The organism is Herbidospora sp. RD11066 (assembly GCF_054661255.1).
On record NZ_BAAGDO010000002.1, the window covers coordinates 275,036 to 297,666 of the forward strand.

At 70.7% G+C, this 22,631-nt stretch carries 22 protein-coding genes; 9 read left to right on the forward strand and 13 right to left on the reverse strand.

The window, feature by feature from the left end:
* Window positions 1-10 precede the first annotated feature (10 nt).
* The gene (locus ACYQ78_RS07705) at window positions 11-1,219 is read right to left on the reverse strand and encodes an isochorismate synthase (RefSeq protein WP_459800030.1); all 1,209 of its coding nucleotides are present in this window, start codon (window positions 1,217-1,219) and stop codon (window positions 11-13) included.
* Between the two features lie 165 nt (window positions 1,220-1,384).
* On the opposite strand from ACYQ78_RS07705, the gene ACYQ78_RS07710 reads away from it, so the two are divergent.
* Complete coding sequence (locus tag ACYQ78_RS07710) at window positions 1,385-2,197, forward strand: GDSL-type esterase/lipase family protein (RefSeq protein ID WP_459800031.1); 813 nt, start codon at window positions 1,385-1,387, stop codon at window positions 2,195-2,197.
* Here the strand turns inward: ACYQ78_RS07710 and ACYQ78_RS07715 are convergent.
* From ACYQ78_RS07715 to ACYQ78_RS07735, 5 genes are all read right to left on the reverse strand, one after another.
* Window positions 2,194-2,799, reverse strand: a complete 606-nt coding sequence (locus ACYQ78_RS07715) for a response regulator (protein WP_459800032.1) — start codon at window positions 2,797-2,799, stop codon at window positions 2,194-2,196. The two genes, ACYQ78_RS07710 and ACYQ78_RS07715, sit on opposite strands and share 4 nt — an antisense overlap.
* The gene (locus ACYQ78_RS07720; RefSeq protein WP_459800033.1) at window positions 2,796-3,824 is read right to left on the reverse strand and encodes a sensor histidine kinase; all 1,029 of its coding nucleotides are present in this window, start codon (window positions 3,822-3,824) and stop codon (window positions 2,796-2,798) included. Before ACYQ78_RS07720 ends, ACYQ78_RS07715 begins: the two co-directional genes overlap by 4 nt.
* Complete coding sequence (locus ACYQ78_RS07725) at window positions 3,821-4,555, reverse strand: ABC transporter permease (RefSeq protein ID WP_459800034.1); 735 nt, start codon at window positions 4,553-4,555, stop codon at window positions 3,821-3,823. The genes ACYQ78_RS07720 and ACYQ78_RS07725 overlap by 4 nt, the downstream gene beginning before the upstream one ends.
* An 84-nt stretch (window positions 4,556-4,639) precedes the next feature.
* Window positions 4,640-5,335: an ABC transporter ATP-binding protein gene (locus tag ACYQ78_RS07730; protein ID WP_459800035.1), complete on the reverse strand. Its 696-nt coding sequence runs from the start codon at window positions 5,333-5,335 to the stop codon at window positions 4,640-4,642.
* A 194-nt stretch (window positions 5,336-5,529) separates the two neighbouring features.
* Window positions 5,530-6,546, reverse strand: a complete 1,017-nt coding sequence (locus ACYQ78_RS07735; RefSeq protein ID WP_459800036.1) for an Rv2578c family radical SAM protein — start codon at window positions 6,544-6,546, stop codon at window positions 5,530-5,532.
* Window positions 6,547-6,679: 133 nt separating this feature from the next.
* On the opposite strand from ACYQ78_RS07735, the gene ACYQ78_RS07740 reads away from it, so the two are divergent.
* Both ACYQ78_RS07740 and ACYQ78_RS07745 read left to right on the forward strand, forming a co-directional pair.
* Window positions 6,680-6,946, forward strand: a complete 267-nt coding sequence (locus tag ACYQ78_RS07740; protein WP_066369817.1) for a DUF3040 domain-containing protein — start codon at window positions 6,680-6,682, stop codon at window positions 6,944-6,946.
* Window positions 6,947-7,192: 246 nt separating this feature from the next.
* Window positions 7,193-10,894 carry an nSTAND1 domain-containing NTPase gene (locus tag ACYQ78_RS07745; protein ID WP_459800037.1) on the forward strand — a complete coding sequence of 1,234 codons (3,702 nt, stop codon included), beginning with the start codon at window positions 7,193-7,195 and terminating at the stop codon, window positions 10,892-10,894.
* On the opposite strand, the gene ACYQ78_RS07750 is transcribed toward ACYQ78_RS07745, so the two are convergent.
* A complete protein-coding gene (locus tag ACYQ78_RS07750; RefSeq protein WP_459800038.1) occupies window positions 10,895-11,299 on the reverse strand; it encodes a hypothetical protein in 405 nt (134 codons plus the stop codon).
* Between the two features lie 363 nt (window positions 11,300-11,662).
* Here ACYQ78_RS07750 and erm point away from each other — a divergent pair, with 363 nt between their 5' ends.
* Entirely contained in the window at window positions 11,663-12,481 is an 819-nt protein-coding gene (gene erm, locus ACYQ78_RS07755; RefSeq protein ID WP_459800039.1) for a 23S ribosomal RNA methyltransferase Erm, read from the forward strand.
* On the opposite strand, the gene ACYQ78_RS07760 is transcribed toward erm, so the two are convergent.
* A complete protein-coding gene (locus ACYQ78_RS07760) occupies window positions 12,482-13,582 on the reverse strand; it encodes an FAD-dependent monooxygenase (protein ID WP_459800040.1) in 1,101 nt (366 codons plus the stop codon).
* A gap of 57 nt (window positions 13,583-13,639) precedes the next feature.
* Here ACYQ78_RS07760 and ACYQ78_RS07765 point away from each other — a divergent pair, with 57 nt between their 5' ends.
* The 4 genes from ACYQ78_RS07765 to ACYQ78_RS07780 all read left to right on the forward strand — a co-directional run bounded on the left by ACYQ78_RS07765 (window position 13,640) and on the right by ACYQ78_RS07780 (window position 16,458).
* Window positions 13,640-14,218: a TetR/AcrR family transcriptional regulator gene (locus ACYQ78_RS07765; protein WP_459800041.1), complete on the forward strand. Its 579-nt coding sequence runs from the start codon at window positions 13,640-13,642 to the stop codon at window positions 14,216-14,218.
* Between the two features lie 579 nt (window positions 14,219-14,797).
* Window positions 14,798-14,974 carry an RHS repeat-associated core domain-containing protein gene (locus ACYQ78_RS07770; RefSeq protein WP_459800042.1) on the forward strand — a complete coding sequence of 59 codons (177 nt, stop codon included), beginning with the start codon at window positions 14,798-14,800 and terminating at the stop codon, window positions 14,972-14,974.
* A 365-nt stretch (window positions 14,975-15,339) separates the two neighbouring features.
* Window positions 15,340-15,855: a hypothetical protein gene (locus ACYQ78_RS07775; RefSeq protein WP_459800043.1), complete on the forward strand. Its 516-nt coding sequence runs from the start codon at window positions 15,340-15,342 to the stop codon at window positions 15,853-15,855.
* Between the two features lie 240 nt (window positions 15,856-16,095).
* A complete protein-coding gene (locus tag ACYQ78_RS07780) occupies window positions 16,096-16,458 on the forward strand; it encodes a transposase (RefSeq protein ID WP_459800044.1) in 363 nt (120 codons plus the stop codon).
* Between the two features lie 80 nt (window positions 16,459-16,538).
* On the opposite strand, the gene ACYQ78_RS07785 is transcribed toward ACYQ78_RS07780, so the two are convergent.
* From ACYQ78_RS07785 to ACYQ78_RS07795, 3 genes are read right to left on the reverse strand one after another with little or no spacing between them, the layout of a single operon-like run.
* Window positions 16,539-17,129: an ArsR/SmtB family transcription factor gene (locus ACYQ78_RS07785; RefSeq protein WP_459800045.1), complete on the reverse strand. Its 591-nt coding sequence runs from the start codon at window positions 17,127-17,129 to the stop codon at window positions 16,539-16,541.
* A 40-nt stretch (window positions 17,130-17,169) separates the two neighbouring features.
* Window positions 17,170-18,783: a penicillin-binding transpeptidase domain-containing protein gene (locus tag ACYQ78_RS07790; RefSeq protein ID WP_459800046.1), complete on the reverse strand. Its 1,614-nt coding sequence runs from the start codon at window positions 18,781-18,783 to the stop codon at window positions 17,170-17,172.
* A gap of 44 nt (window positions 18,784-18,827) precedes the next feature.
* Entirely contained in the window at window positions 18,828-19,475 is a 648-nt protein-coding gene (locus tag ACYQ78_RS07795; RefSeq protein ID WP_459800047.1) for a lysophospholipid acyltransferase family protein, read from the reverse strand.
* 265 nt (window positions 19,476-19,740) lie between these two features.
* On the opposite strand from ACYQ78_RS07795, the gene ACYQ78_RS07800 reads away from it, so the two are divergent.
* Complete coding sequence (locus tag ACYQ78_RS07800; RefSeq protein WP_459800048.1) at window positions 19,741-20,853, forward strand: winged helix DNA-binding domain-containing protein; 1,113 nt, start codon at window positions 19,741-19,743, stop codon at window positions 20,851-20,853.
* Here ACYQ78_RS07800 and ACYQ78_RS07805 read toward each other — a convergent pair.
* Complete coding sequence (locus ACYQ78_RS07805; RefSeq protein WP_459800049.1) at window positions 20,850-21,599, reverse strand: ABC transporter permease; 750 nt, start codon at window positions 21,597-21,599, stop codon at window positions 20,850-20,852. The two genes, ACYQ78_RS07800 and ACYQ78_RS07805, sit on opposite strands and share 4 nt — an antisense overlap.
* A gap of 51 nt (window positions 21,600-21,650) precedes the next feature.
* Window positions 21,651-22,607 (reverse strand): ATP-binding cassette domain-containing protein, encoded by a 957-nt coding sequence (locus ACYQ78_RS07810; protein ID WP_459800050.1) that lies wholly within the window; start codon window positions 22,605-22,607, stop codon window positions 21,651-21,653.
* Window positions 22,608-22,631: the final 24 nt, after the last annotated feature.

Below are 22,631 nucleotides of genomic sequence, written 5' to 3' on the forward strand. Positions count from 1 at the left end.
GGGGGCCGGGTCAGCCTTCGAGGGCGTATTGCATCGCGCGGAACTTCGACTGGGCCTCCGCGAGTTCGGCCGCCGGGTCTGATCCGCCCATGATGCCGCATCCTGCGAAAAGGCGGGCGCGGGGGCCGTCGAGCTGGGCGCAGCGCAGGGCGATGCCCCACTCACCGTCGCCCCGGGCGTCGATCCAGCCGACCGGGCCGGCGTAGCCGCCGCGGTCCATGTTCTCGAGTTCGGGGATCAGCCCGACCGCGACGTCGGTCGGGGTTCCGCCCACGGCGGCGGTGGGGTGGAGGGCGGCGACGACGTCGAGGACCGACGCGCCGTCGCCGAGCTTTCCGGTGACCCGGCTGGCGAGGTGTTGCACGTTGGGCAGCGAGAGGAGCTCGGGTTCGGCCGGTACGTCGAGTTCCGCGCACAACGGCTTGAGCGCGGCCTCGACCGACGCGACCGCGCAGGTGTGCTCATAGCGGTCTTTGGGGGAGTCGAACAGGGTCGCCGGATCGGCGCCGCTGGGGATGGTGCCGGCCAGCACGAGCGACTCGATGGCCGACCCGGTGTGCCGCACGAGCAGTTCGGGGGTGGCGCCGATGAGGCCGCCGACGGAGAAGGTGTAGCACTCGGGGTAGCGCGCCGCGAGCCGGGCCAGCGGCACGCGAGGGTCGATGTCGGCGCCCGCGGTCGCGATGAGATCCCGCGCCAGGACGACCTTCTCCAGCCCGCCCGAGGTGATGTGTTCCACCGCCCTCGCGACGGCGTGTTCCCAGCCGGGGGCGGTGAGGGCGCCGTCGGAGTAGCGGATGCGGCCGGGCGGCACGGCGGGCGTGACCAGCCCGAGGTTCTCCTCGCCGACCGTGGTCAGCCAGGCCTGGCCGTCGCGGCGGGCGACCACCACTTTGGGCACGACGAGAACCGACCCCGGCGAGGCGGGGTCGAAGGTGAAGCTGCCGAAGGCGACGGGCCCGGAGCCCGGTCTGCCCACCCGGTCGTCGACGTCGGCGTGGCCGAACGCGGTGGCCAGCCACTCGCGGGCCCACGCGAACCGGCCGGGCCCCGGCGGTATCGTCACCCGCAGCGCCTCTCCCCAGGCCACCATGCCGTCGCCGTGGTGCACCCACGTGTAGGAGGCGGGGCCGGGCAGCAGGGAGATGAGGTCACCGGGGTCGCGCACCGGGACCGTGCGGACCACGAGCGGGGGATGGAGTCCGAGGGCGACGCTCACCTCACCCACTTTACGCAGAAACTGAACGTGTTCGACATTTGGGGCTCCATTCCCGTACGTGTGTGTCAAGGCCCGATAGCAGCTTGGTCATGGAAGAGACGCCTGCCGCCTCGGTAATAGAGCCTGGCCGTTCGTGATCTCTACCTTTGGCTCCCGGAGGTGTCCATGATCAAGAAGATCACGCCGGTGGCGGCGGCGGCCGCGCTGCTCGTGTGGCCTGGAACGGTCCAGGCGGCGGCCGCCGAGCCCATCACGATGGCGGCGCTCGGCGACTCGATCAGCGCGGGCTTCAACGCCTGCGGCTGGTACGTCGCGTGCACGTCGCGCTCGTGGTCGGCCGGCGACCACAAAGACGTCGACAGCCACTACCTGCGGCTGCTGGACGGCGGGGCCGACGTCAAGGGCCGCAATCGCAACTTCGCCTACAACGGCGCGACGAGCGAAGACCTGATGGAGCAGACGGAAGAGGCCATCGCGGCCAAGGCCAACTACGTGACGATCCTCATCGGCGCCCAGGACGCGTGTGTGCGGACCGAGCAGCAGATGACCCCGGTGGCCACTTACCGGGCGCGGGTCGACGCGGCGCTGGCCAAGCTCGCTCCCACGGGCGCCCAGGTGCGCATCGTCAGCATCCCCGACCTGAAGCGCCTGTGGAAGGTCGGCAAGGACAACGCGATCGCCCGCGCGTTCTGGGGCATCGCCCGGATCTGCCAGACGATGCTGGCCAACCCGACCTCGACCGCCCAGAAGGACGAGGACCGCCGCGACCGGGTGCGGGCGCGCGTGATGGCGTACAACAACGAGATGGCCAAGGCCTGCGCCGCCTACGGCGCGAACTGCCGCTATGACAACGGTGAGGTGTTCAAGTTCCCGTTCACGCTCTCGATGGTGAGCAAGTGGGACTACTTCCACCCCAACGCCGTGGGCCAGCGGACGATCGCCCGGCTGTCGTTCGACGCCGTGGAGGTGCCGGTCTAGAGCCAGCCGTTCTGCCGGGCCACTCCGGCGGCCTCGACCCGGTTGCGGGTGCCGGTCTTGCCGATGGCCGACGACAGGTAGTTGCGCACCGTGCTCTCCGACAGGTGCAGCCGGGCGGCCAGGTCGGCGATGGCGGCGCCGTCCCCGGCGATGGACAGGATCTCCCGCTCCCGTTCGGTCAGCGGGCTCGGCCCGGCCGACAGGGCGGCGGCGGCCAGCGCGGGGTCGACGACGCGTTCGCCGCGCAGCACCCGGCGGATGGCGTCGGCGAGGTCCTCGACCGGGCCGTCCTTGACGAGGAAGCCGCGCGCCCCGGCGTCCATGGCGCGGCGCAGGTAACCGGGGCGGCCGAACGTGGTGAGGATGAGCACCCGGCAGGAGGGCAGCCGGTCGCGGAGGTCGGCGGCGGCGTCCAGGCCGCTGCGGCCGGGCATCTCGATGTCGAGCAGGGCGACGTCGGGGCGGGCCTCCAGCGCCGCGGGCACCACCCGCGTGCCGTCGCCGACCTGGGCGACGACCTCGATGTCGGGTTCGAGCCCGAGCAGCAGAGCCAGGGCGCCGCGCATCATGCCCTGGTCTTCGGCGAGCAGCACGCGGATCACGGTGTTCCTTCCTCGGGGACGGCCACGGTCAGCCGGAACCCACCTTCGGGGAGACGTCCGGCGGTCAGGCGCCCGCCCGCCGCCTCGACGCGTTCGCGCAGGCCGTCGAGCCCGTTGCCCATCGGTTGGGCCGCGCCGACGCCGTCGTCGGTGATCTCCAGGCCGCCGGCCTTCACCGTGACGGCGCACGTGCGGGCGGAGCTGTGCCGGATGACGTTGGTCACACCCTCGCGGACCGCCCAGCCGAGCAGCGCGTCGGTCTCCGGCGGGAGGTCGGTCTCGTCGGCCTCGACCGTGAGGGCGATGCCCGCCGTGCCGAGAGCCTCACGGGCGCCGTCGAGCTCCGCCTTCAGGCCCCTGCCCCGGTAGCCGGTGACGGCGGCGCGGACCTGGGTGAGGGCCTGGCGCCCGATCTCCTCGATGTCGGCGGCCTGCCGGGCGGCGGCCTCGCCGTCGCGGGGCGCCAGCCGCCGGACGACCTCCGCCTTCACCACCATCACCGACAGCGTGTGGCCGAGCAGGTCGTGCAGGTCACGAGAGAACCGCAGCCGCTCCTCGGAGACGGCCACCCGGGCGAGCTCCTTGCGGGTGGCCTGGAGCTCGGCGATGGTGTCCCAGAGCTGGACGATTATCCACGGCACCAGCCCGGCGACGAACACCCCCCAGGCCGAGAACCCGACGAGCAGCCCGCCGACGCCGGTGCGCAGGCTCGCCGCCACGGCCACCGCCGTGAGCGGGATCAGCAGCAGCACCCCGGGAAGCTTCCTGACGATCCCCCCGGTGGCGACGGCGGTCATCGTGAGGGTGAACGTCCAGGCCCCGCCGAAGGCGAGCGCGCCTCCGGCGGCGGCGAGAGTGAGCAGGGCCAGGCCGAGGTGGGTCTGCGCCCGGACGGTCCACACGTAGAGGGCGGCGATCGCGGCGAGCAGGACCCAGGCCACGAGGGTCGGCCGGGTGAGGGTCTCGAGGACCGGGAAGGCCATGAGCAGGACCCAGACGGTGAATCCGCCTGAGCGCGTTCTCATGAGGTCCTCCCGGCGCGGCGAAAGCCGTACACAGCGTAGAGCGTGAAGGCGGCGCTCCAGCCCAGCAGAGTGAGCAGCGACTGCGGCGAGGGGGCCTCGCCGAACAGGACCGCGTAGGGCAGCTTCGCGTAGGCGGCGACCGGGCTCCACTCGCTGACGGCCCGGAGCCAGTCGGGGAAGCCCTCGATGGGGAACCACAGGCCGCCGAGGATCGACAGCGAGAGATACCCGGCGAGGTTGGCGGCGGCGGAGTTCTGCGGGCTCAGCAGGTAGGCGTTGCCGAGCGCGAACAGGCTGAACGGGAGGGTGCCGACCCAGAGCAGCAACGTGATCGCGACCCACTCGAACGGGGTCAGCGGCACCCCGTTGACCAGCCCGCCCGCGGTGAGCACGAGCAGGATCGACGGCACCACGATGATCGCCCCCGTCGCGGCCTTCCCGGCGATCACCCGCCAGGGCGGGATGGGTAACACGGCGAGCTGGGCCAGCCAGCCGAGCGCCTTGTCCTCACTGGTCCCGGTCCCGTTGCTGAACGCACCCCCGAGCGCGCCGTAGGCGGCCATCCCCACCATGCTCCACGCGGCGGCCGCGGCCTGGGCCTCGGCGGTCTGGGCGCCGAGCGCGAGGTTGCTGAACAGCAGGTACATGACGACCGGCAGGGTCAGGCTCATGACGATGAACCCGTGGTCGCGGAGCATCTTGCGAACTTCGAGCCGGATATAAGCGGTCATGCGGTTCTCCTTGGGAAACGAAAGGGCGATTTATCGGGAGTTATGCGTTGGGGTTCCGGGCGAGTTCAAGGGGCGCGGTTCGGGTCAGGCCAACCTTCCGCTGACCAGGGCGAGGAAGGCGTCTTCGAGGTCGCCGCCCTTCTTGATGGCCTCGCCGGTGCCGTCGGCGACGATCCGGCCGTGGTTCATGACGACGATGCGGTCGGCGAAGCGGTCGGCCTCGTCGAGGTAGTGGGTGGAGAAGACGACGGTGCGGCCGGCGGCCGAGAGGCCGTCCCAGAACTCGCGGCGGGCCTCGACGTCGAGACCGGCGGTGGGTTCGTCGAGGACCAGCAGCTTCGGGTCCCCGGCCAGGGCCATCGCGAAGCGCACCCGCTGGCGCTGGCCGCCCGACAGCCGGTCGACGCGCTGCCGGTCCAGGCCGGTGAGGCCGGTCTGGGCGACGATGTCGTCGTAGGGGAGGGGCGCGGGGTAGACCGCGCGGGCGAACCGGATCAGTTCGCGGACGGTCACGCGGGGCGGCATCCCGATGTCCTGCTGCATGACCCCGACGAGTCCGGCGCGCAGCGCCGGGCGGGGGTCCTGCCCGAAGAGGGCGGCGGTGCCGGCGTCGGGCGGGAGCAGCCCGAGGAGCACGTTGATGGTGGTGGTCTTGCCCGCGCCGTTGGGGCCGAGCAGGGCGAGGTGCTGCCCCTGGGGGACCGTCAGGCTGAGGCCGTCGACGGCGATGACGTGCCGGTAGGCCTTGCGCAGGCCGTGGATGACGATGGCGTCGGTCATGGAGACGACGCTATTTCCGGCGGTGGCGCGGCTGTAGGGAGCCGAATCCCGGGTTCGGCGGTACAAAAGTCCTGTTGGAAATCTACTTTGTAAAGGCGCCGGTTCGAGAGAAAACGATCTTCAGCGCAAAACCAGGACCTTCGACGGTCGGGGAAGCCGGGTTTGCCCGGGCGCGGTCAGCGCGAGCGAGGACCTTAACGGCCGAAGAGCCCGAGCTGCTCCGGCTCCGGAGCCTTCGCCTCGGGCGGAGGGGCCTGTCGCACCATGCGCTCCCTGATGCCGTGTTTGCGGGCCAGTTCGGCCACCTGGGTGCTGATGCGCTGCTGGTAGGCCTTCGGGGCGTAGGCGCCACGGCCGTAGAGCTCCTGGTAGCGCGGCACCAAACGGGGGTGTTCGCGGGCCAGCCACTGGAGCCACCATTCGCGCGCCCCCGTGCGCAGGTGCAGCACGAGCGGGGTCAGCCCGGTCGCGCCCGCCTCGGCGATCTCGCGCACGGTCGCCTCCAGCTGGGCGGGGGAGTCGGTGAGGTAGGGCAGGATCGGCGCCATCAGCACCGAGCAGGGCACACCGGCCTCGTTCAGGGTCGCGACGGCGTGGAGCCGGGCGCGCGGGCTCGGGGTGCCGGGTTCGGTCGCCCGCCAGGCGTCGGGGTGGGTGGTCCCGATCGACATGGCGGTCGAGACGCGGGTGCGCGCGGCCGCCTCGGTGAGCAGGTCGAGGTCGCGGAGAATGAGCGTGCCCTTCGTCAGGATCGAGAAGGGGTTCCGGTGGTCGGCGAGGGCCCGGATGATGCCCGGCATGAGCCGGTAGCGCCCCTCGCACCGCTGGTAGGGGTCGACGTTGGTGCCCATCGCGATCGGCTCGCCCCGCCAGCGCGGCCCGGACAGCTCCCGGCGCAGCAGCTCGACCGCGTTGGTCTTCACGATGATCTTCGTGTCGAAGTCGTGGCCGGCGTCGAGGTCGAGATAGGTGTGGGTGTTGCGGGCGAAGCAGTACACACACGCGTGGGTGCACCCCCGATAGGGGTTGAGGGTCCATTCGAACGGGACGCGGCTGGGGCCGGGCACGCGGTTGATGATCGATCGGGCCTGGATCTCGTAGAAGGTGACGCCGCGGAACTCCGGTGTGTCGATGGTCCGGACGACCGCACCCTTGGTGATCAGGGCATTGTCCGGTTGGTCGGGGATGAGTTGCAGGTTGTCCCAGCGCATCCCATGATTGGAACACCTGTTCGATCATGATCGCAACGGAAAGCGGAGGCAAATCACGCGTCACCAAACGGCTAACGATCTTCTTTCGGGGGAACGACCTCCGCACACACCTTGCATCCCTGGGAGGTGCGCCATGGCCTGGTCGCAAGACGAGGAGCGGATGCTGGCGATGATCGAGCGGCACCTCACCGATGAGGATCCGAGGCTCGCCGCCCGTTTAGAGTCGTTCAACGAGCGGGTGGTGCGAGGCGAGCGCAATCGCCGCCGCACCGACAAGAAGAAGCGCCGGTGGCGGCGGTCGACGGTGGTGATCGCGGTGAGCTGGTTGCTGATCGCGACGTTGATCGCGACGCTGCTGGTGATGGCATTCCACAACGACGCGGCGGCGGTGCCCTTCTAGCTCCGCTGCCGTGCGCGGGTCCGGTCCGGTGCTCCTCTCGCCGTGCCGTCCATAAAGGCTTTCTTCCGTTACGGCTCCGCCCACCCCGCACTGACCGCCGCCCCCGGTCCCCACCGCCTCCGGCGCCCGGCACCGCCCCCCGGATCCCGCCGTCACGACTTCCGGACATCCCTCTTCCGACTTACCGGCCTAGCCCCCAGACCTGGAGCCCTTGGTGCCCGTGGTCCGGCTCCATAGCATCGCCGGGTGGAAGACCCGCGAGTCCGATTCGCCCGCCGGATGCGGACACTGAGAGAGGCCACCGGCGTCTCCCTCAACGGTCTGTCGATCGCCAGCGCGGCGACCCCGCGCCGCCGTCCCGGCCAGGAACGGATCAGGCTGCACCGCAGCACCATCGACGGCATGACCAGCCTGAAGCGGCCCGCCCGTCCCGAACGCCACAACTTCGAGGTCTTCGTCGACACCTGCCTCCGGCTCTGCGCCGAACGGGGCGTGGAGGCGCCCGGCGACCGCGACTCCTGGGACGCCGCCTACCGAGAGCTGCGCGACGAGACCGACGACCGCAGGCCACCGCGCCCGACGCCGGTCACACCCGACCCGCCACGCTCCCCCTACCAGGGCTTGGCCGCCTTCGGCGCCGACGACGCCGGTTACTTCTTCGGCCGCGACCGGCTGACCGCCGCCCTGCTCGACCGGATCTCCGGCACGGGCGGGCTGCTCATCGTGATGGGCCCCTCGGGGTCGGGGAAGTCGTCGCTGCTGCGGGCCGGTCTGGTGCCCGCGCTGATCAGGTCGGGCGTGCCCGAGCCGGTCGTCGTCACCCCCGGCGCCGTGCTCGGTGAACCGGTCGCCCGGCTGCGCCGCCGCTGGGCGGGCCGGCCGGTGATCATCGACCAGTTCGAGGAGGTCTTCACCGAGGGCGTCGACCGCGACGCGTTCGTCGAGGTCGTCACCGCGCTCGGGGCCGAGGGGCCGATGGTGGTCGTGCTCGGTGTACGGGCCGACTTCCTCGGCCACTGCGCCCACCATCCGGGCCTGGTGCCCGCGCTCGAACGTCCCGTCGTGGTGACGCCCATGAGCCGCGACGAGCTGCTGGCCGCCATCGAGGGCCCGGCGAAGGTGGCGGGCCTGACCGTCGAAGACGGCCTGTCGGGCCAACTGCTGGAGGAGCTGCGCGGCGACGGCGACCACGCGGGCACGGTCGGCGTGCTGCCGCTGCTGTCCCACGTGCTCCGGGAGACCTGGATCCACCGCGACGGCGACGTCCTCACCCTGGCCGCCTACCGCGCGACCGGTGGCGTCGTCGGCGCGCTCGCCCAGACGGCGGACACCGTGGTCAACGAGCTCGACCCGGCGGCGCGGGTGACGGCCCGCCGCCTGCTGACCCGGCTCGTGCACCTCGGCTCCGACACCGCCGACACGGCCCGGCGCATGCCGCTCACCGACCTGCCCGCCGAACCGCCGGTCCAGCGGGTGCTCGACCGGCTGGCCCAGGCCCGGCTGGTGACCGTCGACGCCAAGAGCGTGCACCTCACCCACGAGGCCCTGATCCGGGGCTGGCCCCGGTTGCGCGTCTGGATCGAGGAGGACCGCGCCGAACTCGTCGTGCTGCAGCGCCTCGACACCGACGCCGCCTCCTGGGACGCCGGGGGACGCGACCCCGGTTACCTCTACCAGGGTGCGCGGTTGAGCTCGGCGCGGGCCGTCCACGAGGCGACGGCCGGGAGTCATCCGGCCGCCCACGCCTTAGCCGCCGCGTTCCTCGCGGCCTCCGCTGCGGCGGAGGTCCAGGGGAAGAGGTCGCGGGTCCGCCGCCGACGGCTGTCGCGCGCGGCGGTGGCGGTGGTGACCGTCCTGGCCGTGGTGGCCTCGGTGGCCGGGGTGCTGGCCACCCGGTCGGCGACCCGGGCGGAGGCCCAGCGGAGGGAGGCGCTGTCGCGTTTGCTGAGCGCGCGGGCCGACGTGACCAGGCCTTCCGATCCGGTCCTGGCGGGGCTGCTCGACGTGGCGGCGTCTTCGTACCAGCCCACCGACGAGACCAGGGCCGGTCTGCTGGCCTCTCTCACGACCCCGCTGCGGACCGTTCTGCACCATCCGTCGGAGGTGACCGCCGTCGCCGCGTACGGCGGAATGGTCGCCACGGGTGGGACGAACGGGGACGTCCAGATGTGGGACGACGACGGGCGGCGCCTCTGGGGACCACTCACGGATCACGCATCGAGCGTCCACCCCCTGCGGTTCAGCCCGGACGGGAGGATCCTGGCCTCGGGGGACGACGTCATGCTGGTCCGTGAGGCCGCCACCGGAAAACTGCTCGCGCCGCCGCTGACCGGGCATCGGGGCGAGGTGACCAGCATCGTCTTCAGCGCCGACGGGGCCACGATGACGACCGCCGACGCGCACTCGATCGTGCAGCGCTGGGAGACCGCGACCTGGCGGCGGCTCGGCCCGGTCCTCGGGCCCTTCCGGGACGGCCCCGAAGGCTGGTCGGTCCTCAGCGCCGACGGCTCGACCGTGGCGGTGCGGCACGACCGCTTCGCGCGCAAGTCGTCGTGGCAGGTCTGGAACCTGGACACCGGCCGCCCGAAGGGCCCGCCGTTCGAGGCGGGCGAACTGGCCCTCAGCCCCGACGGGCGGACCGCCGTCACCGCCAACCACAACCTCGGCGACGCATCCGGCCTGATCCAGCGATGGGACCTCGCCGAGGGCGAGCCGACCGGCGACCCGTTGCGCATCGGGCAGTCGGTCTACGCGATCACCTACCACCCCGACGGCCGGACGGTCGCCCTCGGCACCGCCGACGGCGGTGTGCGCCTCGTCGAGGCCGCCACGCTCCGGCCTGCCGGCGGTCTCCCGCCGAGACACGGCACCGGCGTCGAAGACCTGGCCTACTCGCCCGACGGCACCCGCCTGGTGACCACCGCGCGCGAGTCGAACGCCCTGATCTGGGAGCCGGAGATGTGGACGAGGATCCCGGGCCCCGCACCCGAACCCGGACCGGGCCGGGTGATCGCCGCAGCGGTGATCAGCCCCGAGGCCCAGGTGACGACCGTCGAGATCCGGGTGGGCGACCTCGACGACCGGACCGGCGGCACGATCCGCCGCCTCGACCCGCCGGGCGAGATGGCCCTCCCACCAGGCGCATCCCGGGTCTTCGCCCCGCCCCTGGGCGCCGCCCTCGACACCTCCGGCCGCTTCCTCGTCGTCGCCCTCGTCCTCGCCCGAAGTGGACCGGACGCCCTACCAACGGGGGCGAGGCTGGCGGTTCTCGACCGGGCGGACGGCCGCCAGATCGCCGTGCTGGACGACTCGCCCGAGGTGGCCCGAGGCGCCGCGTCGGGCGGCATCGGCTGGATCGGCGCGATGGCGACCGGCGCCGGGGTCGTCGCCACCGCCCGCGTCCAGCAGCGGGACATCACCCTCAGAGACCTCCACGACCTGCGGACCATCTCGACCTCACCTCCCCAGCCCGTGGCGCCGGAGGCGCTGGCCGCGACCCCCGACGGCAAGGCGATCCTGATCGCCGAGAACCTCGAATCCGGCCAGGGCGGCCTGGTCCGGATGGTGGCGGTCGAGGGGTGGGCCCAGATCGGCGAGGTGTTCTTAAGCCCGGTGCCGGTGACCGCGATGGCCGTGAGCGCGGACGGCGCCGTGCTCACGACCGCGGGCGACGACGGGTCCCTCCGTCTGTGGGACGTCCCGTCCCGGCGCCAGATCGCGGTCACCCCGGCGGTGGAGGCCGCCGAGGCGCCCGCCTACGTGACCTTCGGCGCGGGCGGCACCTCGGTGCTGGCGATCACCGACGAGGGCGCCACCGTGCGGTGGCCGATCGCCAGGCCGGCCGATCCGGTCGCCCGGATGTGCGCGGTGGCGGGCCGGTCCCTCACCGAGAAGGAGTGGGAGGAGGTCCTGCCCGCCGACGAGCCGTACCGCGACACCTGTCCCTGATCAGCCGCAGTAAGGGTCGTCCGCCGAGACCGCCCCGAACTTGATCGGGACCGTGAACCCGATCTTGGCCTGGACGACGAAGCACCCGCCCATCGCGGCCGCGTTGGAGATGTGCCGCTGGGCCCGCGTGTACGGAATCCCCACGGCCACCCCGCAGGCGACGCGCACGAACGGGTTGGGTATCCGCACGCAGACCAGCTCGACGAGCGCGGGCGCCACCCACCCGACCCGCTCGCCGGCCTGGACCATGGAGGCCGTCCGGGCCTGGGAGAAGTAGAACCGGCACGAGAACCCCGAACAGGCCGACCGGACACTGGGCGAGGTGGCGGCCTGTGCGGGCGGAGCGGCCGAGACGAGGGTGGTGGCCGCGATCAGCAGGGCCGCGGCGGCGAGGGAAAGGCGCATGGATGCTCCAGGAGGATGCGTCTGATGGACGCCTCCGACCATCGGCCGCCGCCCCGCCGTCCGGCCACGTCCTCCGGACGGCTTCCGGTTTCCGCCCGGCGAAGCCCAGCTCAGCGGCCCCGCGAAAGTGTCCGGAGCCGCCGGACGCCGTTAAATGCTTTGTCTCACCGATGGCCCTCTGCATAGGGTGCCGCGCATGGCCTCCAACTTCTGCTGCCCCGTTTTCATTCGCATCCGCACCAGCCGGGCTCTGGCCCGCTAGCGGACGCGATCATTCTCTGATCCAGGGCATTTCGCGTCCCCGGCGCGCCCAGGGCCCCTTCGAGAACCGTTTCGTCTCGAGGACCCTGAAAGGGCAGTGCTGTGGCGCAGAATTTCGCGCACGGAAATTATTCGCATACCCAGAAGAAGGTCGGGAACAGTGGCGGCCGCACGCCCGCCGACAGGGCGCGGCGTGAGCTGTCGCAGAACTTCCTGGCCGACCGGCACGCCGTCGAACTGATGGTCAAGGCCGCCGCACCCGAGGGGCTCGTGCTCGAGCCGGGTGCGGGGGAGGGAGCGCTCACCTTCGCGTTGGCCGAAGCGGGGGCGCGGGTGGTCGCCTACGAGATCGATCCCCGGCTGGCGGGGATTCTCGCATCCCGTACAGAAACCAACGAGAACATCGATGTGGTCAGAGGTGATTTCACGCGTGCGCGGGTACCACGGGAGCCGTTCGCGGTGGTGGGGAACATTCCGTATTCGGTCACTTCGAAAATCGTCGAATGGTGTCTACGGGCGGCGGATCTTTCGTCGGCGACGCTCCTGACGCAACGCGAGTACGCGCGCAAACGCACCGGTGACTTCGGCCGGTGGAGTCTGGTCACCGTGGAGTCGTGGCCGTGGTTCGACTGGCGGCTGGGGCAGACGATCGGCCGGGAGGCGTTCCGGCCGGTGCCGTCGGTCGACTCGTCGATCCTGCGGATCGAGCGGCGGGCCGAGCCGCTGGTGTCCGACCGGCGGTCGTACCGGGAAATGGTCGGCCTCGCGTTCCGCGGGGTCGGCGGGTCGGTGCGGGCGTCGCTGAAGCCCCGTTACGACGGGGTGGACGCCGCGCTGGCGGCGGCGGGGGTGCCGCGTGACGCGGTGGTGGGATACGTCCACCCCGACCAGTGGGTGATCCTTTGGCGGCTGCTGTGCTGATCAGGCCAGCCAGATCGAGGCGAGCTGGCGGGCCGCGAGGGCCGGGGGCGTGGCGCGCAGGAACGCGTCGCGGACCCAGGCCCCCGCGCCCGTCCGGGTCGTGACCCGCGACTGGCGGGCCGAGGCGGCCATGAGTTTGTTGGCCCTCGGGCGCCGTTCGGCGTCGTAGCGGCGCAGCCGGTCGGCCGCGTCGCCGGGTCCGGCGCCGTTCAGGTGCCGGACCAGCGCGGCGGCGTCCTCGAAGGCCTGGCTCGCGCCCTGCCCCAGGTCGGGGGTCATGCCATGAGCGGCGTCTCCGAGGAGAGCGACGGTCCCGGTCGTGTACGACTCCAGCGGCCTCGCCAGGCAGGTGATGGGGTCGACGTGGATGTCGGCGACCGGGGTGGCCCGCAGGATCGCGGGCACCGCCGGATGCCAGCCGGCCATGAGCTCGATCATCTGGTCACGGGCCTGCTCAGGGTCCGGGACGGTCGCGGGCAGCTTGGAGTCGGTGAACCAGTAGAGCCGGGAGACGCCCAGCGGGAACAGCCCGAACATGGCGCCGCTGTGCCGGTCGATGAGGATCGCGGTGCTGAGTTCGTCGACGCCGGGGATCCGGTCGAGGGTGCCGCGCAGGTCGAGGCGGCCGGTGCGGTGGGTGCCGGGGTGGTCCGGGAAGAGACGGGCGCGCAGGCGGCTGTGGAGACCGTCGGCCACGACGATCGCGTCGGCACCGACCGCGGCGAGGTCGTCGACCGGGGTGCCGGTGCGGATCCGGTCGGCGGGCAGTCCGGCGCGCAGCATGCGGTGGAGCACGGCCCGGTCGATGACGATGGTCGGGCCGTAGCGTTCCTGGGCCTTGGCGGCGTCGGTGACCAGCAGCGGGCGTCCCTTCCGGTCGCGCAGCCCGCCCTCGGCGGTGGGGGCGGCGTGGTCGCGGATGCCGTCGGCGAGGCCGAGGGAGTCGAGGGCCTTGAGGCCGTTGGGCATGACGACGATGCCGGTGCCCGTTTCGCGCAGGTCGGGGGCGCGTTCGTAGAGGGTGACGTCGTGGCCGGTGAGGTGGAGGCCGGTGGCGGCGCTGACGCCGCCGAGCCCGGCGCCGATGATCGCGATTCTCATGGGGGTCCCCGTCATTCACTACGGTCGTACTACTACGTCTATTGGTAGCATGGCCGGGTGCCGCCCACCAATCCGGACCGCCGCCGCGCCCTGACCGACGCCGCGATCGCCCTGCTGGCCTCGTCAGGGGTCCACGGCCTGACCCACCGCTCGGCCGAACGCGCGGCCGGGCTGCCGACGGGAACGGCCTCCAACTACTTCCGCAACCGCGAGGCGCTCCTGGTGGCGGCGGCCGAACGCGTGGTGGAACTCCACCTGGAGGACATGGACCTGGCGGCCGCCCGCCAGGTGGGCGAACCCGACCTGATCGCCCTGCTCACCGAGTCCCTGTTCGACGCGGCCACCGTCCTGCGCGGCCGCTACCTGGCGATCTTCGAACTCCGGCTGGAGGCGGTCCGCCGCCCCGAACTCAACAAGGCCCTGGAGGGGTTGCAGGCGGTTGCGACGGTCTTCACGGCCGGGCACCACGCGCAGCTCGGGCTGGCCATTCCTCCCGAGAACGTGCCCGGCTTGATGGCGCTCTACGGGGGAGCGCTGTTCACCCTGGTCACCGCACCGCCGGAGATGGTCACGAGGGAGGGCGTGGAGATGATCGTGCGGGCGATGGTGTCCGGCGGAGCGCCGACCGCCGTATAAAGCTTCTGCGCCGTCGCCGGCTTCGAAGGCTCTTTTCCTTTCATCTGGTCACGAAGACCACGACCCTGGTCGTCAACGGGGCCGGCATCCCCGCGCCTGCGGACATCGCTGTCGTGAAGACGGATATGACCCCATATCCAGCGGCGCCGTCTTCGGCTGGGACATCTTCTTCCTGCCGACCTCGCAGCCGACTGTCATACCCGGCGGCACGGATATCGTGGAGAAGCTGCACTATGACGAGGCGGGTCGCGAGATCGAACGGCGGATGCCCGCCTCCTCGGGAACCGACGAAGACCACGTACTACACAACGGCCGACAACTCGTCGATTCCGGTCTGCGGCGGCAAACCTCAGTGGGCGGGACTTCTCTGCCGCATGGGGCCTGTGGGGACAGTGGCCCGTCGCCACGGCGAGCACGAGCGCGTCTGCCACTGAGGTGGACGCCTGCGCAGAACAGACCGGATTCGGGCTCGATCGCGTGAGTAACCCCAACGACCGCTACGAATGGCTGGGAGGCGCCCAGCGAGCGAGCGACATGCTTGGCGACTTCGTGCTCATAGGTTCGCGCTTCTAGAACCCGATGACCGGGCGCTTCCTGCAGGTGGACCCGGTCATGGCCGGCAGTGCGAATGATAACGAGTACTGCAATGGGGATCCCGTGAACTTCTCTGATCCGTCGGGGAGGCGCCGTATCGCACATGGTTCGTCGAGCGGACCAGGAACTATGGTTGGACCAACATCGGCTGCGTCCCCATAGAGGTCCAGGACAGTACTCCGGTACAGGCGCTTGATCTCGTCATCAATTTGGCCTCCGTGCTAGTTACCGCCTCCGACTGGTAGTACCCGTGGAATCTGCAACGACGGTTCCTGGTGAAGCGCTGGAAATACAGATGGGTTGAGTACTACTGCGGCTCTCGAAGGGTCAGCCTGGCAACCATGCTCTGCCTCGGCCTGAAGTTCCCCAAGACCGTGATCAAGGCCAATACAAATACTCCCTGACCCCCCAGTTCCGTGCCTGGGCCATCGCCAACGGAAGAGTAAGGATTACCAAGAAGCGAAAGAAGCTGTTCGGCCAATGGGTGTACTCGGGGACCACGGTCACCTGGCATACCTCCAACCCGCATGGCTGATGTCGACCACCAGGGCGGGCTCATTCGCTCGCCCTGGTCCCATGACCAACAGGAGCAGCGAAGTATGGGGTCTCAGAACTCGTCGGCCGTCACTTCGAGCCGGCCGCTGGCGGACGGCGAGAGCCCGCCGCGGGGGCGATCGCAACGGCTGGCCCGCACCCTGCTCTTATGGATCCCGCTGATTCTCGGGCCGGTGGCATTGGACCGTACTCTCGCGTTCGCCTTGGACGTGAGCTCGCTGAACACGGCGCAGCTGGTCGCTCGCGATCTTCTTATCGCGTTGCCCATCATTCCCATGTTGCTCATCGCGCGGCGGGTGTCCTATCGCCGACGTGACTGCCTCATCTACGTTCTCGTGCCGATCGGCATGGTCTTCGCGTTCATCCTGTTCTGGCGACTGTCCTTCCTTCCGTATCGGGATTGGAGTCCCCGACCGGACGAGGCTGCTGACTGGGAGCGCGTGGAGCTCGAGGGGAGCGACCAGACCCTTTTCAAGAACAGAAAGTGAAGCTTTCGCGTTCCTTCTGATTCAGAGCGCCGGAGACTTTCAAGGTGCAACCGGCCTTCGCTCGTTGTGGTGAAGAGAGTTGGCCATGAGGCCATCCACCCTGAAGCGGTCCGGGATCAGTGGAGGGTCTGGTGTTCCCCGGCTTCCCGGCAACCCGAGAGGTCGCCGGCCGATCCAGCAGGTCCTCACCGTCGCCGACCGGGTCGACCGGGACTTCCACCGGGACGCACCCGACACGTCATGGGTCCCGGAATCACCGAGCACCTCACCCGAGAAGGCAAGGTCTACTGCTGCGTCGTCCTGGACGTCTACTCCCGCCGCGTCGTGGGCTGGTCCATCGACTCGACCCAGACCGCGGCCTTGGTGACCAACGCGCTCGGAATGGCCATCCACAACCGCGCGCCGCAGCCGGGCGCTCTGACCCAGTCCGATCACGGGATGCAGTTCACCTCATGGGTGTTCACCCGCCGTGCCGGCGAATCCGGGCTCGTCACCTTCATGGGATCGGTCGGCGACTGCTCCGACAACGCCGTCATCGAATCCTTCTGTAGCCACCTCCTCGGCCAGGTGGTCGCGGATCAACAGCACCTGCTTCGCTCGTAGGAGGGCAGGTCTCCAGAGCCCGTCAAGAAAGGTAAGAAATTCGATCCGTGCCTGCCGGTCGGACGGCGTACAGGAGACGATCAGGGCTCTTGGCGGGTGATGGACGGGTGTAGCGCGATGACCACCCGATGATCGCGGCCCCCCGGGGCCTGGTCGTCGTGGTAGCGCGAGACCAGGGACGCCACGGTCGCCGACAGTTCTTCGGCGAAGGCCGCTCGGTCGTGGGCGTTGGCGAAGCGGATGGTGCCGTCGACGGCGAAGGTGGCCACCTTCTGCTGGGCGCGCTCCGACCGGGTGATCAGGGTGCCGACGTCCTTCACGAGCTGGGCGGCCAGGGCCAGCAGCCACGCCGCCGACAACCGGTCGGGGCGCCTGGCGGGGTCGGGTTCGACGGCGGCCAACGCGGCGGGGGAGATGACGTAGGCTCCGGCGGTCGCGCGCATCACGCGCTCGGTCACGTTGCCCTTGCGGCGTTCTTCGACCAGCTCGACCAGGCCGTGCTTCTCCAGCGTTTTGAGGTGGTAGTTCACCTTCTGCCGGGGCAGGCCGATCTTGACGGCGAGCGTGGTGGCCGAGCCGGGCTGGGCGAGTTCCGACAGGATGCGGACGCGCACCGGGTCGAGGGACACCTCGGCGGCCGCGGGGTCGTCGATCACCGCCACTTCGAGCATGGCGCCAGCGTCCCACCGACAATAATATTTGTCAAAGAGGTCAGAAGCCGCGCAGGAAGTCCGCCGCCACCGGGGCGGCCACCTTGCCGCCGCCTCCGCCGCCCTCCACGACGATCGCGAACGCCACGTCGCCCCGATAGCCGTGGAACCACGCGTGGGAGGGCAGTTCGGGGCCGCTGCCGTATTCGGCGGTGCCGGTCTTGCCGTAGGCGCCGCTGGGGAGCCCGGCCGCCTTGGCGGTGCCCTTCGACACCACGGCGTGCATCATGCCGCGCAGTTCGTCGGCCACGCCGTCGGGCAGCGGCCGCTCCTCGGCCTTCTGCTTCAGGCCCGGTACGAGGGTCGGCGGGCGCCAGGTGCCGTCGGCGATGGCGGCGGCGACCGAGGCCATGATCAGCGGGCTGGCGATGATCTTCGCCTGGCCGAACGACTCGGCGGCCAGCTCGGCGTCGGAGGTCGCCTTCGGCATGCTGCCCTTCGAGGCCGGGACGCCGATGTTCAGCGGCTGGTTGAACCCGAGGTCGCCCGCGGCCTTGTAGAGCCCGTCGGCGCCGAGGTGCTCCTGGGCCAGCGGCGCGAAGGTGGTGTTGCAGGAGTAGGCGTAGGAGTCGCTGAAGCTGATCGTCCCGTATTCGGCGTTGTCGCTGTTGCGGATCTTCAGCCCGCCGACGTTGGCGTTCTCGGGGCAGGTCACGCTCTCGGTGGGGCCGACGCCCTTGGCCAGCAGCGCGGCGGCGGTGACGGTCTTGAAGGTCGAGCCGGGGGCGTACTGACCGTTCAGGGCGCGGTTGAAGTCGCCCCGGTTGTTGGCGATGGCCAGGATCTCGCCGGTCGCGGGGCGGATCGCCACCAGCGAGGCGGGCTTGTCGAGGTCGCGGATCGCGTTGGCGGCGGCGTTCTGGACGGTCATGTCGAGACTCGTCTTGACCGGCTCGCCCTTCTTGCCCTTGATCGACTCAAGCGGCGTGTCGCCGGCCATGACGTCGGTGGTGGGCGTCCCGGCCAGGCGCTTCTGGAAGGTCTCCTGGAGGCCGCCGCGTCCGATCGCCTGGTTCTTGCGGTAGGCGGGGCCGAGCTTGGCGATGTCCTTGGCGGTCGCCTTGTCGAGGAACCCGGCCAGCTGCTGCACCGAGCCGCCGACGTCGGTGCCGTCGATGCGGTTGCCCTGGGCGTCGGTCAGCGCGGCCCGCTCGGGCCAGGTGGTCTTCAGCGCCAGCTTGGACGTGCCGTCGATGCCCGGGTGGAAGGTCTGCGGTTTCCAGTCGACCTTCCACTGCCGGTCGAACACGACCAGGCCGAAGGTGCCCTCGTACGTCCAGGGCCCCACGTCGGCGATCTCCAGCGTCGCCGTGTAGGACGCCTCGTAGCGGTCTTCGCCTGCGGGCGCCACGTTCCCCAGCTTGACGTCCTTGAACGTCGCCTTGAGGTCCTTGGCGATCGAGGAGCTGACGGTGTCGAAGGCCGCCGGCACCGGAGTGACCAGCTGTGTCTTCATCGCCGTCAGATCGCCCGCGGCCCAGGCCGCGGTGTACTGCCGGGCCGTCTCCTGAGGGGTGCCGCGCGTGTGCAGCACCCACCAGGCTCCGGCGCCGCCGCCGCCCGCGGCGGCGACCACGCCGGCCACCGAGATGATCGCTATCGTTCGTCCCCGCACGCGGACGAGCTTAGCGAACCCCATTCGTTACAAAGTGGGATTTGTTACGTGCTGGGACGTTTGGCGTAGCTGGGCACGTACTCCTGGCCGGAAAGTTCGCGGATGGCGTCCATGATCTGGTCGGTGACCTCACGCCGGTCGCGCGCCTTGGACGCGTCGCCCTCGAACGTCATCGGCTTGCCGATCTTGACGCTGATGCGGTGGATGCGCGGCACGGTCGCGCCGGTCGGCAGGACCTTGTCGGTGCCCTCCAGGGCCACCGGGATGACGGGCGCGCCGGTCGTCAGGGTCAGCCACGCCACGCCGATCTTGCCCTTGTAGAGGCGGCCGTCGGGGGAGCGGGTGCCCTCGGGATAGATGCCGAACAGGCCTCCGTCGCCGAGGATCCCGGCGGCGGCGTCGAGCATCGCCTGGGCGGCTCCGGCGCTCTCACGGTCGATCGCGATGTTCCCGCTCATGATCATGCGGGTGATCGGGTTGCCGGTGAAGTATTCGTTCTTGGCGACGTAGGTGACCGGCCGGGGAAGCAGCGCGGGCAGGAAGAAGGAGTCGAGCGCGGACAGGTGGTTGGCGGCGATGATCGCCGGGCCGGTGTGCGGGATGTGTTCCATCCCCTCGACACGGGGCCGCCAGACGACGTGCATCACCGGCACGCTCACGACCTTGGCGACGCGATAGAACAGCGACGACAACGGGGGCTCCTCCCTCGGTTGACCGCTCCAAGCCTAGGTGTCGCCGCGGCCCGGACACGACGATGCCCCGCGCGGTGGCGGGGCATCGTGGCGAACGCTTTAGGCCGGTGTGGTGGTCGCCTCCTCGGCGAGATGCACAACACGGTTCCAGCCGAACGGTATTCCGTGAAGGCGGTATATGCGGCCCGGGGGACACATCCACACCGGCACTACGTAGTTAACCACACGCGGGGGCCCGCTGTTCCCGGGCCCGTAGGCTGGCGGCATGGCGATCACGATCCGTGCCCTCAATCGCGCCCTGCTGGCCCGGCAGGGACTGCTGGAGCGGATGGCGCTTCCGCTGCCCGCGGTGGCCGAACGGATCGGCGCGTTGCAGATGCAATACTGGCCCGCGCTGGGCCCGGCCCTCTGGACCCGCACGTTCGCGTGCCCGCCCGAGTCGCCCTGGCAGGCCCACGAGACCGGCGATCTGGTGACCGGCACCCTGCTGCGCGGCACCATCCACACCGTCACTCCGGGTGACTATCCGGCCTACGCGGCGGTGGCGGCGGCGTCCAAAGTGGGGTCGTTCCGGGCGGGTCCCGAGCCGGAGATCGGCGACCTGCTCGACATGCTGCGCGAACTCGGCGACACGCCGAGGCCGGGCGCCGATCTGGTGTCCGCGATCGACGTGTGGGTCTCCGAGCACCCGGGCGTGTTCTCCGACCGCGAGATCGAGCTCCAGCGCCTCTACAGGTGGACGTCGGTGGTGATGCGGGTCGGCTTCATCCGCGTCCCGGCCGAGGGGGCGTGGTCGCGCCGCACCCCGGTCCTCTACGCGCGCGGCCCGGCCAAGGACTTCCCGCCGCTGCCGGAGGCGCTGGAGTTCGTGCTCCGCCGGCATCTCGGCGCGTTCGGCCCGGCCGCCGCGGAGGACGCGGCGTCGTGGATCGCCTGGAACATCACGCCGGTACGCGCCGCGCTGGAGGCCATGCCCGATCTGGTGCGCCTCACCGACGAGACCGGCCGCACCCTCTACGACCTGCCCGGCGCCCCCCGCCCCGGAGAAGACGTGGAAGCGCCGGTGCGGCTGCTGCCGTGGTTCGACAGCACCCTGCTCGCCTACGCCCCCGGCCGCCGCACCCGCATCCTGCCCGACGCCCACAAAGACGACGTCTACGTGAAGGCCAACGGCCAGATCAAGCCGTCGTTCCTGGTCGACGGCCAGGTGGCCGGGCTGTGGACGATGACGTCCACCAGGGCGGGGGCGGCGCTGATCCTGACCCCGCTGGAGGCGGTGCCGATCCTGGCCAAGGCCGAGCTCATCGCCGAGGCCAAGCGGCTGCTGGAGTTCGCCCACCCCGACGCCGCCTCCCACGAGGTGGTGTTCCGGGGTTAGAGCCCCAGGGCCATGCGCCGCCTGCCCAGATGGAGGCCGACGGCGGCGGTGATGACGGCCGCGAGGGCGCCGTACAGGACCGGGGTTTCGAGGAACCCGCCGGTGAACAGGGCGCGTTCGGCCTCCACGATGTAGGTGACGGGGTTGATCGAGGCGGCCACCTGGAGCCAGCCGGGCCCGTTCTCGACCGGCAGCAGCACCCCCGACAGCAGGAGCAGCGGGAACATGACGATCTGGGTGACGCCGTAGAACAGCTCGCCGCCGGGCGCCGAGATGATCGCCAGCACGAACGAGATGCACCCGAGCCCGATCCCGAACACGACCAGCAGCGCCAGCCCGGTGAGCACCCCCGGTACGTGCAGGTCGAGGCCGAGCGGGACGGCCAGCCCGATGATCAGCGCCGCCTGGACGAGCAGGACGACGAACTCCTTGAGCGTGCGGCCGATCAGCAGGGCGGTCCGGCTGACCGGGGTGACCAGCAGGCGCTCCATCGAGCCGCCTATGAGGTCGATGAGAAGGAAATATCCGGACATCAGTGGCCCGGACAGGCACATCATGATCAGGATCCCCGGCACGAACCACTGCCAGGCGGGGCCGGGCGTGGCGGTGCCGCTCTCCAGCAGCGGGCCGAACAGATAGAGGAACAGCAGCGGCTGGGCCATGGTGAAGACCATCGAGAGGGGGTCGCGCCAGACGGGGGCGAACTCGCGGGAGAAGATCGTGGCGGTGTCACGGAAGAAGGCCATGGGGGCTCCAAAGGGGTAGGGCCGTTTGTCCAGCAGATCTCGGACAAAGATTCAGGCGTCTTCCTCCCGGATCGTCCGGCCGGTCAGGGCGAGGAAGACGTCGTCCAACGTCGGACGGGAACTTTCGGCGGTGTCGACCTTCAGCCCGGCCGCGTCCAGCACCCGCACGAACTCGGGCAGGGCCCGGTCGGCGGCGGCCACCCGCAGGGTCAGCTTCGGCCCGTCGGGGGTGACGTCGGCCGCGCCGGGCAGGCCTTCCGCGAGGTCGGCCGCGCGGGGGATGTCCGCCGCGTCGTGGAGGGTCACGGTCAGGCGGTCGCCGGCCAGGTCGGCCTTCAGCTGTCGGGCGGTGCCGTCGGCGATGATGCGGCCCTGGTCGATGACGATGACGCGTTCGGCCATCGCGTCGGCCTCGTCGAGGTAGTGGGTCGTCAGGAACAGCGTGGTGCCGTGGTCGGCCCGGAGCTGGAGGATGTGGGCCCAGATGTCGGCGCGGCTGGCCGGGTCGAGGCCGGTCGAGGGTTCGTCCAGGAAGAGCAGGGGTGGGCGGTTCATCAGGCCGAGCGCGATGTCCAGGCGGCGGCGCTGGCCGCCGGACAGGGTGCCCGGCTTGCGGGCGAACAGGCCGTCGAGGCCGACCACGGTCAGCAGCTCCTCAGCGCGGGCCTTCGCCTCGCGCCTGGGCATGCCGTGGCAGCGGCCCTGGGTGACGAGCTCGTCGCCGATGCGGAAGGTCTCACCGGCGCCGTTCTTCTGGCCGATGTAGCCGATCCGGGCGCGCACGGCCGCGCGCTCGGTCGTGACGTCGTGCCCGGCCACCCGGGCGGTCCCCGACGTCGGCGGGAGCAGGCCGGTCAGCATGCGCAGGCAGGTCGACTTGCCGGCGCCGTTCGGGCCGAGGAAGGCCACGAGCTGGCCGGGTTCCACGTCCAGGTCGACGCCGCGCACGGCCTCGACGGTGGTCTTCTTGAGTGTGTACGTCTTGGTCAGGCCACGAGCGTGGATCACGAGTGCTCCTTCTGCGGGCATGCC

What these genes read in the sequence shown, in the direction of transcription:
- ACYQ78_RS07710 (WP_459800031.1), top strand. Translation starts at nt 1,385, where the DNA reads ATGATCAAGAAGATCACGCCGGTGGCGGCGGCGGCCGCGCTGCTCGTG.
- ACYQ78_RS07720 (WP_459800033.1), bottom strand. Translation starts at nt 3,824, where the DNA reads ATGAGAACGCGCTCAGGCGGATTCACCGTCTGGGTCCTGCTCATGGCC.
- ACYQ78_RS07725 (WP_459800034.1), bottom strand. Translation starts at nt 4,555, where the DNA reads ATGACCGCTTATATCCGGCTCGAAGTTCGCAAGATGCTCCGCGACCAC.
- ACYQ78_RS07730 (WP_459800035.1), bottom strand. Translation starts at nt 5,335, where the DNA reads ATGACCGACGCCATCGTCATCCACGGCCTGCGCAAGGCCTACCGGCAC.
- ACYQ78_RS07735 (WP_459800036.1), bottom strand. Translation starts at nt 6,546, where the DNA reads ATGCGCTGGGACAACCTGCAACTCATCCCCGACCAACCGGACAATGCC.
- ACYQ78_RS07740 (WP_066369817.1), top strand. Translation starts at nt 6,680, where the DNA reads ATGGCCTGGTCGCAAGACGAGGAGCGGATGCTGGCGATGATCGAGCGG.
- ACYQ78_RS07750 (WP_459800038.1), bottom strand. Translation starts at nt 11,299, where the DNA reads ATGCGCCTTTCCCTCGCCGCCGCGGCCCTGCTGATCGCGGCCACCACC.
- ACYQ78_RS07760 (WP_459800040.1), bottom strand. Translation starts at nt 13,582, where the DNA reads ATGAGAATCGCGATCATCGGCGCCGGGCTCGGCGGCGTCAGCGCCGCC.
- ACYQ78_RS07770 (WP_459800042.1), top strand. Translation starts at nt 14,798, where the DNA reads ATGACCGGGCGCTTCCTGCAGGTGGACCCGGTCATGGCCGGCAGTGCG.
- ACYQ78_RS07775 (WP_459800043.1), top strand. Translation starts at nt 15,340, where the DNA reads ATGGCTGATGTCGACCACCAGGGCGGGCTCATTCGCTCGCCCTGGTCC.
- ACYQ78_RS07780 (WP_459800044.1), top strand. Translation starts at nt 16,096, where the DNA reads ATGGGTCCCGGAATCACCGAGCACCTCACCCGAGAAGGCAAGGTCTAC.
- ACYQ78_RS07785 (WP_459800045.1), bottom strand. Translation starts at nt 17,129, where the DNA reads ATGCTCGAAGTGGCGGTGATCGACGACCCCGCGGCCGCCGAGGTGTCC.
- ACYQ78_RS07800 (WP_459800048.1), top strand. Translation starts at nt 19,741, where the DNA reads ATGGCGATCACGATCCGTGCCCTCAATCGCGCCCTGCTGGCCCGGCAG.
- ACYQ78_RS07805 (WP_459800049.1), bottom strand. Translation starts at nt 21,599, where the DNA reads ATGGCCTTCTTCCGTGACACCGCCACGATCTTCTCCCGCGAGTTCGCC.